Here is a 16,040-nt window from a genome sequence, read left to right on the forward strand (position 1 = left end):
ACGATCCTTGCTAAAATCTGTTGCCTGAGCCTTTTTCCGTATTTTGGTTAATACCCCGTTTCTTTACCCTTATCTTTGGCCGGCACTCCATTTTTCATCCACAAAGGCATTGGCTTGTCTTTCAGGTAATGATCAAAAAAGCCCTTCATGCGAATATCCAGGTCCATGCGGTTTCCCCAACTTTCTTTTTTCAAATTGTGCTGCTCATTGTTGTAGGTTAACATCCAAACCGGTTTGTCCAGCCGGCGAAGGGCTGTAAACAGCTCGATTCCCTGGTACCAGGGCACTGCCCCGTCGTTATCGTTATGCATAATCAGCAGCGGAGTTTTCACTTTTGGCGCGTAAAATAAGGGCGAATTTTCGATGTACTGCATCGGTTTATCCCAGAATGTCCCGCCAATACGGCTTTGTTTCCGCTCGTACTGATACATGCGCGACATTCCGCTTTCCCAGCGAATACCTCCGTACGCGCTGATCATATTGCTAACCGGAGCGCCGGCCATTGCTGCGGCATACAATTCCGTTTGCGTAATCAAGTAGGCTGTCTGGTAGCCTCCCCAGCTTTGTCCCTGCAAACCAATCTTTTTCCCGTCAATAAAAGGATAATTATTTATCAGGTATTGTGTTCCGCTGACAATTGCTTCATACGCGCTTTGGCCTGGATAACCGTTTTTATAAACAATGTCGGGAACAAAAATCAGATACCCGTTGCTGGCGTAAAACGTTTTATTAACCACAGATCGGCTGGGCGAAGGGATTGAGTGTGCAAACTTATGATCGGAATTCCGTTCATAGAAATACACGATCATCGGGTAGGTATTCCGGGATGAAAAATTTTCAGGAATATACAGGAGACCTTCCATCTTCTCGCCCGAAAAAGAAGTCCATTTTACCAGCATGACATCCACCCAATTGTATTCTTTTTGCTGAGGATTGGCATCCGATATTTTTATTGGTTTTTCAAACCGCAGGTTGTTCAGCCAGAGGTCAGGAAATTCGACACAGCTTTCCCTGGTATATACGATCTTTTCCTGGTTTTTTGCTTTCTGCGGTATTCCGAATTTATAACTTCCGTCAAGCAGCAACCGGGGTTCCTGAAATTTTTTAAAATCAACCGTGAAAAAGCCCGAGGCTTTGGTGTTCTCATCAAATGAAGCCGCAATGGTCGTTTTTTCAGGATCAATAAAATTTTCTTCCGGATCAAGTTTCAGGTAACGAAAACGCAGATTCATTTTTCGTCCGAAGCCACGGGTTACATTTACCGGAATAGTCGTCATGCCTAAATCAACTTTCCAAATGTCGTACCGGTCGTAGATGTATACAAACCGGTCGTCTTTACCCCATCCAGCCAAACCATAAGGCTGGGGATCATCCGGGGTATCGCTCAGTTCATCGTAAAAAGCAAGCGGTATTGATTTGGTAAGCCGGTTGACGGACTGGCTTTCAGGGTTTGTGGAACGTGCATAATAGCTACTGTCGGCCGGATTGTACCAGACTACATTTTTCCCATGAGGCGATATCCATACCCGGTCCATATTCTGCACCATTATGTGCTTTACCCCGGTTTCGGTGTCAACCGCGTAGTAATCGCCACTGGAATTTCCGGTCCAGGATAAGGCCCTTTTGTATGGTAATTCATTTTTCCCCAAGGCATATTGGCCATTTCCTTTCCCGGTGGTGGTGATATCGCGAACTGACGGGTCAGCCAGCTGAATAAATTTCTGATCATCCGGAAAAACAACAGCCAGGTAACTGCGTTTCTTTTCCTTTTCAACATTCACCTTTTGCTGGCTTTGCAGCTCCAAATCGTGCCAGCTCCATACATCCACCTGAACCCGTTCTTCTGCAGTCAGCGTATCTTTCGGGTCCTGCACCGGAAGCGGCGCTGTGCCCAAAAATAACCGGCTTCCGTCTTCCGAAAAAAACAGGTTCCCGTGTTCGCATGGAGCCCATCCAATAGGTATTCCCTGCGTACTTTTATCCACCTGAAAATCGAAAAGTCCGCTTTTACAACTTCCCGTCTTCAGTACAAATGTTTTTATTTCGGTGGTATCGGGTGAGAACAAAAAAGCAAAACGGGTTCCCCGGTCATCGGTAACCAGTTTTTTTGCCTCGCCCTGCGCCTGAAAAACCGTCCGAATTTCACGCGATAACGGATCAAATAAGTGCACCGAAGCCGTTTTAACCGAATCGCCGGTCTCGCGGATAAACCCGATACATTGTCCTTCTTTCGGGATATAAAATTCGCTTACGCCCGTGACCCGGATTGTATCTGCGCTTTTTGCATGAAAAAGGATCATATTTTTCACCTTGTCGCCGTTATTTTTTGGCGTTTTATCTTTCCCGGGAGTTTCGCTGGCTTGCAGAACGGAATCTTTTGTTACAAATTCTTCACCGGTTAGAAAGGTAATCCATTCGGCATTTTCTTTCGGAACAGCAAATGATTTCAGCTTAGGATACTTGTACGTTTTTTTTGTTTCCGGGAAGAAGATACCCAGGCTGTCCTGGTGCATATCTTCCTTTTTTACTTTCCGAAGTTCAGCCTTTCGCGCCGAATCAAGGGGCGCTTTGATTTTAAAAACAACAAAATTCTCTTCCGGAGAAAAAATTGCCCCGAATGCTCTTGGAATTGAATCCGTCTGATGGGTCCCGGAATGATAAATCAGCAGTTTACCGTCTCCCCGTTGCGGGTTTAATTCGTAACCGACATATCGGCCATTATTGGAAATGCTCACACCGTCGATGGTATTCCACGAGGCAAAGTCGCTGGTTGTTAATGTTTTCTTTTCGGAGATCTGTGCATGCAGGCACAACGAACACATCAAAAGAAGAAGTAAAGGTAGTCGTCTCATATCAATCTGGCTTTTTGATCCGACTAAAGATAAGTCATGTTCGACATCCGGCAAAGAATTATTTTTTAATCAACTCATCAATTCTCAGTGAAACTTTAATTTCTTTAGCCGACTCCCTGCGGGTAAGTAACATGGGAGCAGAAACACCCAGCGACAGGGACAGCAGGATAAATAAAGCTTTCAGTCCATTATTCACCGTGTCGTTCATTAACTCAACAAAGATGGCCGGATCAACATCTCCGGTGAGCTTAATAATCCCAATCATCATCCGGTAGGCAAATGCTCCCGGAACCATCGGAATCACCGCGGGTATGGCAAAAACCATTGGCGGCGCATGTTTATAATGTGCTGCCGCGATACTCATAAAGCCAATCAACACGGCGCCCAGAAATGAACCCAGGATAATTCCGCCGCCCAGGCTCATAGTAACCAATTTTAAGACACCACCCAAGGCGCCCAGCACAAAAGCTGGCCACAGGGTGCGAAGCGGTACATTAAACAAAATAGCGAAACCTAAAGCCGCAAAGCCCAACCAAACCCATTTTTCAACAAATACAATCCATTCCATACCTGTATAATCAATCTTATTGTGAGTTCTTTCTACCGGCAAATCAAATGTTATAAATCAAAATAGCGCCCAACAGGCCTAAGGCGATCGAAAAAGCGATCATCAAACCGTTTATTCCGCGTACAACCCCGTTCATGATGTTGCCATCCAGCAAATCGGTCAGGGAATTAATTAAAGGAACGCCCGGAATTAAGTACAGAACAGAAGTTGCAAACGCATAATCCGGATGTTCTCCAATGTTCAGAAATACGGCCAAACCGGAAATCAATGAAGAAACAAAAGCAGCCATAAACACACATAAATAAGTATTGTAAGCCCGCTTCACTGTTTCCTGACGGACAAACAATCCGATAAAGGTGGCCACAAAAGCAATCAGCATTTCAGTAAGCCCGCCGCCAAAAAGACGACAAAACGATGCTCCGGCCAAACCAACGAGCGATAAAGTTACCAGACGCGGATAATGCGGCAAGGTCCTAAGCCGATCCAACTCTTGCTGAACCTGTTGCAGGTTCCATTTTTCTTCCACAATCCTCCAGCTCATCCGGCTGATACCGCTCACCGTTTTAAAATTTATCCCGTGTGGCAGCGTTCGTTTCAACCTGCTGAAAAAATAATCTTTGTCCTCCGCAAACAGGGTTAACATTAACGCCCGGTGCGTAATCAGCAATTCGGCGCTGTAGCCGTAAGCGCTGGCAATACGTAAAATGGTAATCCTGATCCGTGCCGTATTTGCCCCGGAAATCATAAGCAATGAGCCAATTTCGAGTAACAGCTTACAAAGTTCGTTGATCTTTTCTTCCTCAGTACGCGTCATACATTCATTTATTTGAAGGGCGCGAAATAAGTAAAAAATTCGAAACCCGTTTAGCAAATTTACAGCTTTGGACGCGGATTTAAACTATTCTTATAACACATCAACGCGAAACCGGTTTAGGAAGGACAGTTTCCGGAATTCCAGCTTTGAATCAATACCGGGTAAAAAATTCAGGTATTAACGTTTGTGCCTTCTGACGAACCTGTACCGCAAAAGATTCGGGAATTGAACGGTACGGCCAACGTTGCTTTGCACCCACATCGGCCCATCCGCCCACCAAAGCCATCAACCGGTCGCAGGCATGATTGGGATAATGCTGTTCGGTGATGAATGGCGTGATCAGCTCACTCATAAACCGATTGATCCGCTTTTCGAGGTCCAAAGCTGCCGGCAGGTCGGTTTGCGTCAGTTCGTACCAGCGCTGTGCGGCAAAAGGGTTCAGGCAGGCTATGTTGGAATAAGCGCCGTGCGCCCCCTTTTGAATTCCGCTCGCCAGCCGGTGGCCGGGAATAAACAAGGAAAGGCCGTTGCTGTTTTTCCGCATAGCCGGGTACCAATTGGCATCACCATTCTGATCAAACACTTTCAGGCCGGCCAGCGAGGGGATTTTTTTCTTCAGGATTGACCATTCTTCGGGCTGTAGTTGACTTTTTGCATGTGGCGGATTATATAAAACCAAGCTGATGCCACCTGCTGCTGATGCCATCTTTTGCAAAAAAATGACTGCTTCGTCCAAGGTAACCGGGAACCAATCGGGCAAAATAAGCTGCACCGCTCCCGGTTGTAAGTGACGAACCCGTTTCAAACGCTCCAGCGAAATTTGCGGGCTCATGTGGCTGACACCAATCTGATACGGGATTTCAGCTTTTTCGCATTTTTCCGATAGCATCAGGCTGATCCGGTCAAATTCATCTTCGGTTTGAGCATAAAATTCGCCGGCTGTGCCATTTGAATAGATGCCGTTGGGCCGCGAAGCGATCAGCACATCGATTTCGTCGGCTAATCTTGAAAAATCGATGTTTTCATAGTCATCTGCCGCCAACAAAAGAGTTGCCCAGTTGCCAAAGATTTCGTGGTGTTGTAAGGATTTCATTTTCTGATGAATTAGTGGTTTGGAACTAAATCAGGCACCAAATCGGCATTTTCCGCCGGAATGATTTTTTTCAATTCAAAAATGATTTCCTTGTTTTCGTCTTTTCCGGCCACATTTATCCATTCATTTGGATCGTTAAGGTGGTCGTACAATTCTTCGCTTCCATCAGCATATTGAATGTAGCGCCACCTTTCTGTCCTGACGGCATGGTTTCCTTTCATATAGGTCATTAATGCCGGCGGAACTTCCATATCCGGATTTTCCAACAGGGGCGCTAAACTAAAACCATCCACATGCGGAGGAATCTTCAATCCGCACAATTCAGCCAGAGTAGGGTAAATCGTGGTCATATCCACCGGTTGGTCAATGATCATGTGTGGTTTTGTTACTCCGGGAGCAACAACGATAAACGGAATATGTGTTGTTTTCTCCCACAAGGCAAACTTTTCAAAATGGTCTTTTTCACCCAAATGAAAGCCATGATCAGACCAAAGTACGATGATCGTGTTGTCGCGATATGGGCTTTTGGCCAGCGCATCGATGATTCTTCCGATCATTTCATCAGCGAACGAGGCGCAAGCCTGGTAAGCCTGCACGTAATCTCTGTACGCACCCGGTTTTTCATCCAGCGCTTTTTGCATACCGGCCCAAAACCAATCAGTCGATTTAAGCAAATCATGGGCGCCACCGGGAAAATCATTCCGGTCATCGGCCAATAACGAAGGCAGTTGAAGCGTTTCGTCCGGATAACGATCAAAAAATTCCTGAGGCGCAAAAAACGGCGAATGAGGTTTATAAATTCCCACATTCAGGAAAAATGGCTGATCAAATTTCTGCTGTAATTTCTGAATGGCGTATTCAGCAGTGCGGTAATCGGCAGTTTTTTGGATATCGTCGGGCCAGGGTCCCCAATCGGTGTTTCTTGATCCATACTCATCCAGACCATTCAGCTTTTTATCGGGATACGGCTCATTAACCGACATCATCAAAAATTCGTGAAACGAGGCATTGTCATGAAAAGCCCAGTCGTCGTGATGATGAAAAATTTTTCCTGAGCCGCAGACAAAATAGCCGTTTTCTTTAAAATAACGTTGAACGGTTTTTGTTTTAGGAAGCGCATTCCTCCAGTCGGAACTGTTTCCGTAAATGCCTGTTCTGTAAGGCCGGGTTCCGGTCATCACCGACGCCCGCGACGGGTTGCAGGCCGGCGACGAACAATAGGCGTGTGTAAAAAATGCCCCGCGTTTTGCCAGTTTTTCGATGTTCGGCGTTTTAACCGGGTTGTTTTTATCAAACACAGTTGTCCAGTCATTCATATCGTCGATGGTAATAAACAGGATGTTGGGCTTGCTTTGTATCTCATTTTTTTCATAACAGGAAAAAAATAGCGGAGAAGCCAGAAAAACGCAGCATATTGATTTTTTCATGATTAATTAATTGGTTCATTCATCCAATCCGGGTTTAACCGGATACAATATACCGGGCTGTTTTTTCCGGTTTCGTAGATCAATAAAACCGTTTGATCGGGCAACGCGGCCATATCGCTGTATCCGGCAGAACCTTCGTCCACCACTTTTACCACAGGCCAGCTTTTGCCATCGTTGAAACTGACACGGACAACAAGGTTTTTTCGTCCATCGGTTGATTCGTTTTTGCTGTACAACAATAACCTGTTATTACCCTTTTCAAGTGAAACCAAACCGGCGTCGCAAGGATTGCTCTGTGGAAAATTTTTATCAATATGAATATCACCCCAGTATACTCCTCCGTCCTGGCTTTTGGCCACGATCCGCTGATTGTTCCGGCCCGCCGAAGCAGGGTTCACATACCGTGCGTTAATGTAAACATCCCCGTTTCTCAGTTCGGCCAGCCGCGACTCATTCATGTTCCACCCATCGTGTCCGAATGCTGAACCAAATTTCCAGCTCATTCCATGATCGTCGCTGTATATGGTGCCCAGCCCGTATTTTCGTTCTTCAACCGGAATTTCGCCCTTCCCGGCTACAGCCAAAGCAGTGCGGCTCCACACCGGGAGCAGCAAACGCCCGTTGCTCAACTGAATGCCATGTCCGGGACCAGGCATGTGAAATGAACGTCCCATAAAATCACAGGGAAAACCATTTGCATCGGTTCGCAACTTTCCGTTCTTATCCACATTGGGCAAGCCATCCGCCTTCACCTTCATCATATTGGTAAGCTCCACCCGTTCCGACCAGTTTAACCCATCGTCGTCGCTGGTTTTGTAAAACAGGCGGGTATAGCGTTGCAGGTTTTTTCCGGCAACTTTTCCTTCGCTCAAGGCATAAAAGAAAAAAATACGCCCTGTCTCACGGTCAATCAGCGGGCAGATGTTGGTCCACACTTCTTTTTTTTCTTTTGAATCGGATGGGGTAATTTGATCCTGATTTTCAGACCAGAAAGAACCATCGCATTTCTCAACATAGATAGATTCGGACCAACTAAAGCCGTCATCGATGCTTCGTTTCACGACCAGCGATTTCGGATCGGCATCGCCATACAGGAGACGTTCTTCGGCAAATGCCAACGCCGTGCCTTTTGTCGTGACAACGATCCCGGGAATGCGGTACCCATCGGCATTGTTCTCGCGGGCCTCCCAGACAACTGACTTTTGGAAATCAGGATCAATCGTTTTTCTTCGATCTTTTGCCTGAGACAGAAAGGTTGTGAACAACAAAAAGGTTAAAATAACATAAACCGAATGGGTATAAATACCCGTTATATGACAAATATCTTTCACGGAAACGATTTTTTAATTTCTATCATACTCTTCTTATTTTCCGATCAATTCGTTCAGTCCGATTTTCTGAAAAACCATATCAGCCTGGCTTCCTTCGTATAAAATACCAATGGTTTGCTCGTCAATAGAAGTCAGGCAGGAATAACCTCTCCCCTTTCCTTCGTCCAATAAAATCCAATGTTCTTCCGGCCAGGTAGCCCCATCGTCAAAACTAACCTTGATGGTCATATTGTTTCGGTCAGTTTTAGAATTGGGATTGGAAAACAGCAGGATACTTTTCTTTTGTCCGTTTTCGGTGTACTCGTGTTTATGCAGACTGGCCATGCAGGCCGGTTCGATCAACGCCCCTCTTGAGGTAGGATGAACTGCCCAGCTTTCGCCCAAATCGTTCGTGATACTGATTACCCGGCCATTTGTGGAAGAAAGGTTGCCCTTGTTTTTCCCGTCCCGGGCATTCAGCATGATGAAACCATCGTTTAACTGAACAATCATGTTTTCCGTAGTTCCTGTGCTGGCCGGGTTGCTGGTGTGCCAGGTTTGGCCGCCATCTTTGCTCCAGGTGATATTTGAAAATGATTTCCCGGAAGCATCGCGCCCCTGTGTCGGAAAAACAAGCGTCCCGTCTTTCAAAGTAATACCGTGCCCCGGTGCTGGAGCCCAGAGCCACCATTCCTCTTTTTTGCACATCCGTGTCAGGTTCAGCGGTTGCGACCAGGTTTTCCCATCATCGACACTTTTAGTGATCAGAAACTGGCAGGTTTGTTTCTCATCAAAACCCGGCTGCGAACCTTTTCCGCTCCACTGGTGCTGCCAGTTGGTTGAGTTTTCCGTCAGCCCTTCAATCCATTTTCCGTTTGAATCCAGCACCGCGTGCATCCACAGGCCAGCCACAAAAATGTCGTTGGTATTTTCATCCACCAGAATACAGGCATCGCTGATCCCGTTGAATTTTTGCGGCAAACCACCCCAGGTTCCGCGGTCGAGTACAATCTGCAATGGCTCCCAAGTGGTTCCCCCATCGGTGCTGCGGTTCATGCCGATATCCATATTACCCTGAAGGTCGCGCGCACTTTCCCGCCGAACATCGTAGATAGCCAGCAGCGTGCCGTTGTTAGTGGTCGTCAACCCGGGAATGCGGTAAGTATGCACGTTGTCGTCCATGTGTTGGCGGAGGGCAGTTCCGACCCGCAAGCCTTTTGCCTCCGATTTTTCGATCTTATCGATTACTCCTGCATCCGTTTCAATGGAAATGCAGGAGGCATTGACCCGGTGCAGCAAGTTGATGTGATCTTTCAATTGTACAAACAACTCAAAACAGGCAGTTGGTTTTGAGACTAAAAGTTTGTCACTAAATACCACTGAAGACGCCGGCATAGAAGTTTCCCCAAACTGGCGTTGGGTTGACGAGGGGCCTTCGCCCGTGTAAACCAGTTTTATACTTTGAATATCATTGATATCGGTTGTTCCTCCGAGATCGATCTTTACTTTTTCAATGGTGAAAGCCAAAGGCTTTTCAACCTGAACACGAATCTGAAGTACCGTGCATCCCGCTTTCTGAGTCAATACCGGAATTTGTTTTTGAAGATTGCTGATTTTGGCTGAGATTGTTTTTTCTGTCGGCACAACAGCCGTTACGTTATCGCTGTTGGTGCAGGCATGTAATGGAGAGATAGCCACCCATACAAATGCTGTAATAAAAGGGATCAATCGGATATTCATACGTTTGTTTTTTTCAATTTTTAATAAGTAAAACCAAAGGATCAAACCTTCTTCTATTTTCCATTTTTATAATCCTCAAGCAGACGGAGCATATCAGCCTCAATCTCTGAAAATTGCACCTCTCCGGAATCGTTTTTCTTTTCAATCCGGTTTTCTTTCAGATGGTACAACTCGGTAAATTCCAGTGAATCATTTTTTGCATTGTACCATCCGGTGTAACGCCAGTCTTTAGTCCTTACAGAATATCCCATGTGGGAAACAGGCTTTCCCATTAAAGCCCCATAGGGACGAACAAACTGGCTGAAGGCGGCCTCTTTAATTTCTACGGAAGGATTTGCAAGAACCGGTCTTGTACTCATCCCGGCCAGCTCACTTCGGGGTTGCAGGCTGCACAAATCGAGCAGGGTCGGGTAAATATCGACCGCTTCCACTAACGCTTCCGACTTCGATCCGGGTTTTGACACTCCCGGAGCAGAGATGATTAAGGGGATACGACAATCAAGTTCAAAATTGGTCGATTTGCACCACAACTCCTGTTCTCCTAAATGATAGCCGTGATCTCCCCATAATACAATGATCGTATTCTTTTCAAGATTTAGTTCTTTCAGCGTATTGAGCAGCTTTCCAATCTGTTCATCCACAAAACTGACGCTGGCATAATAGCCATGCCACAGCGCTCTTTCCGTTGTACAATCAATCTCACTTTCCTGCGGAATATCGGCATACCCACGCAATTCCTGTGAATGATGAAAAGCGATATCCGGAGCGCCAACAGGCTTTCCCCTATCGGAAAGGCTATCGAAAACTGAAGGATGATACATGTTCCAGTATTTCTCGGGCGCACAAAACGGGAGGTGCGGTTTCTTGAAGCCCACCGCCAGAAAAAAAGGTTTATCCGATTGTTTCAGTTCACGGAGTTGCCGGATAGCTTCCCTGGCAATTTGCCCGTCTTCATAAGCTTCGTCATCAACGGCAGCGCACTCGTATGAAGCAGCTTTTTGTCCGGTTTTATTTTCCGGGAGCGCATATTCTGCCTTTTTAACAGACAGATTCAGTCTGGAAGGTTTCGTCCATGATATTTCATCTTGTGTTTTTTTTCCGCCATGATATATCTTCCCGATCCCGATAGCTTCGTACCCATTTGCGCTAAACGCCTGTGGCAAGGTGAGCACGTTGGGAACAGCATCCCGAAAATGGGTCACGAGGTCGGTAACGCGAATCTGATCGGGACGCAATCCGGTCATAACAGAAGCCCGGGAAGGATTACACACGGCCTGCTGGCAATAGGCTTTTGTAAATACCACACCCTGTGCAGCCAACCGATCGAGATTTGGCGTTACCGCTTTGGTGTCACCATAACAACCGATGGTCGGACGCAAATCGTCGACCGCAATAAACAGGACATTGGGCATTTTTTGCCTTACGGAACCATGCTGGCAGGAAAATACAAAAGGAAAAATGAATAAACTAACTTCAAATATCTTATTTCTCTTGAACATAAAATGGAAATAAATAATTAATAAACAGATATTTATCAGCACATCTACTTGCAAAAATTAAACTTCGGGATAAAATAAAAAAAATGAGAATCTGTAAAAAACATGAGTTTCTGATACAAGAAATTTTCGTCATCTTTGTAAAAGTGTTTAGTTAATAAATACTAAGCATTGTTAGTTTTTGCATGAGAAGGGGAAGTCGCTGTCCCCTTCTTTTTTAAGAGAGCATTTGTTGTTTTTGCATTTTTCTTTTCCTAACCCTTGATCTCGGCTGTCCTGGACTTCAGAATCTCCAAGGCTCTTTTTAGTGAGTCATTGCAATTCATCTGACAGGCTTTTGAAAGATAAGGTTCGGCTTCGTTGTACATGGCTTTAATCTGTTTCATCTTTTGAAGATAAACCAGGTATTCATTCCATGTAGGGTCGTTCACTTTTTCGTACTCAGCCTGATCTTTATCGAAAGCTGCCGACGCCCGGTTGAACAAGAGCAGGCCAAGGTTCACATTGGCAGCATAATCGTCCGGATTCATTTCAAGCGCTTTTCGCAGGCTTTGTTCTGCCATTTCAGTTTCACCGAAATTCTGCAGGGCAACACCTTTCAAATAATGGTATTCATGATTGGCCGGCTCGTCATATAGCAGTTGTTCAGCTAATTTCAATAGTTTTGAATACTGTCGGGTAGCAGCATAAAGATAAGCCAGCTTCTTGCGGCTTTCTTTCTGTTCCGAAGGAAAAACTCCTATTTTTTGTAGCAAGACAAATTCCTGACATGCCATGTCGTTTCGTTTCCCGGCCAATGAATATAACTTGTTGTAAACCGACATTTGGACCGAACGATATGCCACTGCATTTTTGTAATACCCATATGCCTGAATGGTATCTTTCAGTTTTTCCGAACAAATCGCTGCATAACAATACAGGTTGGAAAGATCGACGCTGTCTGTCAGTTCAGTTAACAGTTGATTGTATGCCGGCAAGGCATTGGTATAATCCTTTTCAAAAAACAGGCTATTTGCTTTCGACAGTCTGTGGTCAATGGATTGTGACCGGCAAGCATCCGTTGATCCGATGAGTAACAGCAGGAATATTACATAGCATAAAACTTTCGCGTAACAGCCAAATGCCAGTTTCTTCATCATCTTTCAAACAGTTTTAGAGTTTTTACTTTTCAGGCCTGCAGTCGGATGCAGAAAAAATCTGCTCCAACTGCAAGTTTTTCATTGGTCTCCTGTTATTTTTTATAGACGACTATTCCTTCCCGTGTACTTTCCACACCGCCTTCACCAACAATTACAACCGTTCCGTTATCAAGAACAACTGCATCCATGAACCCAAAAGGAACATTATATCCGTAATATGATTCTCTGGTGGAAAGCTGCTCTGATTGGGGGAAGGTAATACCCTCATCGGTACTGGTAAAAATAGCAGGCGACACCGGATAGATCGGACTATTCATGGTTTCTGAATCAGACTCCCGTGCTGTCGAATTAACGAACAAGATTTCATCATTTTTACCCTTGAGGATAACTCCGGGGTAGAGATGTCCAAAATCGCCGGTTTTCACATCTGCCGCAATATTAACGGTTGCACTCCAGGTCTCCCCTCCATCATTACTGTATGACACCAGTTTATTTTTCGGGGTAGTGTTTGTATGTCCAAGCACCATCATCAAACGATTATCCGACAATTCAACAATGGATCCAAATTGCAACTTTTGTCCGGATACTGCCTGACTTAGCCTCCAGGTCTGCCCGTCATCATCAGAAATAGCCAGCTTTACAACATTTGAACTGTAAGTTAAAGGCATTACCAGTCGGTTTTTATATGCTTCAGACCGCAAGCTGATCCCATGTCCGGCATTGTTACGCAGGTATGCCATATTATCCCCAAGGCTTGACGTCAGATCAACCGGTTCAGACCAGGTTTGTCCGTTGTCGGTTGATTTCCGTTGAAAGATGCGCTGGGAACTGGCATTGTATACATAATTTTTATTGACAAATGACCCGCTGATGGAAGTATATTGCAAAATAATTTCCCCAGTTCCGGTTGTTATAGTTTGCGGAAAGCAGTAGGTTGTATTTTCTCCTTCACCAGCCAAAACTGTGATCTGATCGCTCCAGGTAGTTCCTCCATCGGCAGATCGTTTCGTAATAATATCGCAATCACCAACCGGTATTGTATTTTGGGCAATGCGCTCGTATACATCAAGCGGATTCGAACGGCCTTCGGCAAATAAAATCAAATCACCATTGGCAGCCTTTGCAAGCGCCGGAGCCTGAATGCGGGAATACCCGTTTTCCTGTTCGTGTACCGCGTAATCAACGGTATACATGTCGCTACTTTCGATATACATGTCATGAACCGACACGAAATTACGCCAGGGACGAATCTGCGGAGTATAATAATATAGGTTTTCTGAAGGGAGTTTGAACTTAAACACCAGGATGTCATTTACCTTCATGTAAAACAAGCCATCGACAATAATAACTTCCAGATCGGCAGGAACTCCCGGAATCAACACCTGCGGGATTGTTGGCCATCCCAGGTCAGGATTCACAGAAACCGTAGTCCCGTACAAATCAACAAAAAACTTGGGTTCACCGGCAGTTGACGCACCATCCATGCCGAAGACAAATTTTCCGCCATTGGCCCAACTAATGCCTAAAGATAAGCCCACAGCAGTTGCACTCATCGTACCGAATGTGACCTTGGTATAAAAATAGAAACTTCTCCCTGCCCCAATCGGTACAAAATATTTTGAATAAGCCCAATTGTATTTATATGCATTGGGATCTCCTGCAAAATGGTCAGCATTCGACAATGGGTAATAATTATAATGTGGCAGCAAATGAAACCCATCATTTTTCTTTATCCATGATAGTGTATCGCCTTTGGCGTAAAAATCGGTATACCCTTTGAATAACATCTTCCCATAGTCAGGAACGCCGTCTTTCATCAACCAAACACCTGCTTCCCGGTTCTTGTCAAAAGGAAAAGGAAGGCTGTCGGTCGGAGCATTACCGCCATTTTCATACGGACCAGGAAAGTTAAAGTGCTGTTCTTTGTAGCAGCTCTGCATTGTCAAGCCAAGCATCAGAACCAAGGCAACATATATTTTCAGTTTACGTGTGTTCATGTCGTAAATATTTTAATTGTTATCGCTTGTAACACCCCTACTCCCACAATTTGGGATCAACGGGGACATACCAATTTTTTTCATCCTGAAGTCGGGCAAAAACCGCTGAACGCTGGTCAGCAGGGTATTTACGTGCCACCGTTTTTGCCAGAACATTTTCCCCATTCAGCGTCGAACGGAACATTAAATCGTACCAACGTTTCCCTTCAAAGGCAAATTCCCGTGCGCGTTCCGTGAAAATGATGCTGTCCATCAGTTCCGTGTTGGTATAATTGAAAACAGTTTTATCGAGGATTTCCAGCCCTCTGGCAGCTCTGATCATATTAACAAAGTTGAATGCAGAAGCATAGTTATTCAAACGCAAATCGGCAATTGCTTTTAGCAGATACACATCAGCGCTTCGAACCAGCATCCAGCTTGCGTCGCTTTGAAAAGCCGGGCGCATTGATGAAACATTATCCAACCCAATGTATTTCCAGATTACCGTGTCTCCCTCAATCACTTTGTAGCTGAAGGTTGATCTGATATCAGAATCCTTCGAAGAAATATCATCCTTAAAAATCTCGTCAACAATCGAAGAGACCGGTTTCAGATAATATTTTCCACCATTAGCCCGCACAGACGAGGTAAACTCCTGCAACTTGTTGGTTTGGAAACTTTTATCGTACTGATAACCCAGTAAAAACATTGAGTGAGGAGAAGCATACGAACTGGTAAACTGCGTAGGCCAGGTCCCTGAAGTTCCCAGCGAATGGTTGTTGTTTTTTATACAAATGTCGCAAAATGAAGAAGCGGACTGATATTCTCCAAGCCACAGGGCGATTTCGGCAGCCAAAGTTGACGCTACCGGTTGAGAAATCCGGCCATATCGTTCCTTGCTTGAAAGGTTGTAGCCGTTCCATTTGTAATTTAAGGGAAGTACTCCCATTGCTGTCAGCACATCATTGTAGATCAAGGTCCAAACTTCCTGTTTATCCTGAGGCATATGATAAAGGCCCCGGATCTGATCGGATGTCAGATGTAGGGTTGGTTCTGAAATGGTATCGCCGGTTTCACTGATATAGGTAATTTCCTCGGCATAATCGGAGAGAATAACGGGAAATTTATCAAATGTGCGTACTAAATAATAGTAACACAGTGAGCGCAACAACAACGCTTCGCCATAGAAAGCCCCGGCATCGCGATCGGCAATGGTCTCGTCCAGTTTCATGACATCGTAAACTTTCTCCATCTGACGGTTACATCGTGCAATCGTCCGGTAAATTCCCGCATAATTGGTGTATGGATTAGTTGAACTGATGTTATTCATCACAAATTCGTTGATGTAAGGATCGGGGTCTTTTTGTCCGGTTGTAACCATATCGGCACGGGCATCTCCCCACAGTAAAAGTTTATGTGCTTCCTGCGACAAAGACTCATACATACCAAAAGCCCCGGCGTTCAGGTCCTCCTTGTTCCTGTAAAAATCGCTTTCTTTGATCGCGTTATCAGGTGACACATCGAAGAAATCGGAACAGGAAGTCAGTCCAAAAACGACGACAAGGATAGTTGCACTAAAAGATTTTATTTTTGCTATTTTCATCATTTCCGGTTTTTGAATAATT

The 16,040-nt window shown here is 45.1% G+C and carries 11 protein-coding genes; all 11 read right to left on the reverse strand.

Translation table 11 applies throughout. The features are described from left to right. Window positions 1-47 precede the first annotated feature (47 nt). Window positions 48-2,852, reverse strand: coding sequence for an alpha/beta hydrolase family protein (locus ACOIT5_RS19090; protein WP_423127766.1), 2,805 nt, complete (start codon window positions 2,850-2,852; stop codon window positions 48-50). A 58-nt stretch (window positions 2,853-2,910) separates the two neighbouring features. Then, the gene (locus ACOIT5_RS19095; protein ID WP_423127767.1) at window positions 2,911-3,420 is read right to left on the reverse strand and encodes a threonine/serine exporter family protein; all 510 of its coding nucleotides are present in this window, start codon (window positions 3,418-3,420) and stop codon (window positions 2,911-2,913) included. A gap of 43 nt (window positions 3,421-3,463) precedes the next feature. Further along, window positions 3,464-4,234 carry a threonine/serine ThrE exporter family protein gene (locus ACOIT5_RS19100; protein WP_423127768.1) on the reverse strand — a complete coding sequence of 257 codons (771 nt, stop codon included), beginning with the start codon at window positions 4,232-4,234 and terminating at the stop codon, window positions 3,464-3,466. A 151-nt stretch (window positions 4,235-4,385) separates the two neighbouring features. Continuing rightward, on the reverse strand, window positions 4,386-5,327 hold the full coding sequence (locus ACOIT5_RS19105) for a dihydrodipicolinate synthase family protein (RefSeq protein WP_423127769.1): 942 nt from the start codon (window positions 5,325-5,327) through the stop codon (window positions 4,386-4,388). An 11-nt stretch (window positions 5,328-5,338) separates the two neighbouring features. After that, on the reverse strand, window positions 5,339-6,754 hold the full coding sequence (locus ACOIT5_RS19110) for a sulfatase (RefSeq protein WP_423127770.1): 1,416 nt from the start codon (window positions 6,752-6,754) through the stop codon (window positions 5,339-5,341). Window positions 6,755-6,756: 2 nt separating this feature from the next. Further along, window positions 6,757-8,085, reverse strand: coding sequence for a sialidase family protein (locus ACOIT5_RS19115; protein WP_423127771.1), 1,329 nt, complete (start codon window positions 8,083-8,085; stop codon window positions 6,757-6,759). Between the two features lie 33 nt (window positions 8,086-8,118). Next, window positions 8,119-9,804: an exo-alpha-sialidase gene (locus tag ACOIT5_RS19120; protein WP_423127772.1), complete on the reverse strand. Its 1,686-nt coding sequence runs from the start codon at window positions 9,802-9,804 to the stop codon at window positions 8,119-8,121. Window positions 9,805-9,857: 53 nt separating this feature from the next. Continuing rightward, window positions 9,858-11,216: a sulfatase gene (locus tag ACOIT5_RS19125; protein ID WP_423127773.1), complete on the reverse strand. Its 1,359-nt coding sequence runs from the start codon at window positions 11,214-11,216 to the stop codon at window positions 9,858-9,860. Between the two features lie 338 nt (window positions 11,217-11,554). After that, complete coding sequence (locus tag ACOIT5_RS19130; RefSeq protein ID WP_423127774.1) at window positions 11,555-12,439, reverse strand: tetratricopeptide repeat protein; 885 nt, start codon at window positions 12,437-12,439, stop codon at window positions 11,555-11,557. A 92-nt stretch (window positions 12,440-12,531) separates the two neighbouring features. Continuing rightward, entirely contained in the window at window positions 12,532-14,436 is a 1,905-nt protein-coding gene (locus ACOIT5_RS19135) for a sialidase family protein (RefSeq protein ID WP_423127775.1), read from the reverse strand. A 37-nt stretch (window positions 14,437-14,473) separates the two neighbouring features. After that, entirely contained in the window at window positions 14,474-16,021 is a 1,548-nt protein-coding gene (locus ACOIT5_RS19140) for a RagB/SusD family nutrient uptake outer membrane protein (RefSeq protein WP_423127776.1), read from the reverse strand. Window positions 16,022-16,040 lie beyond the last annotated feature (19 nt).

The sequence above is a fragment of the Gaoshiqia hydrogeniformans genome (assembly GCF_049347105.1).
In the GTDB taxonomy this organism is placed as follows: domain Bacteria; phylum Bacteroidota; class Bacteroidia; order Bacteroidales; family Prolixibacteraceae; genus Gaoshiqia; species Gaoshiqia hydrogeniformans.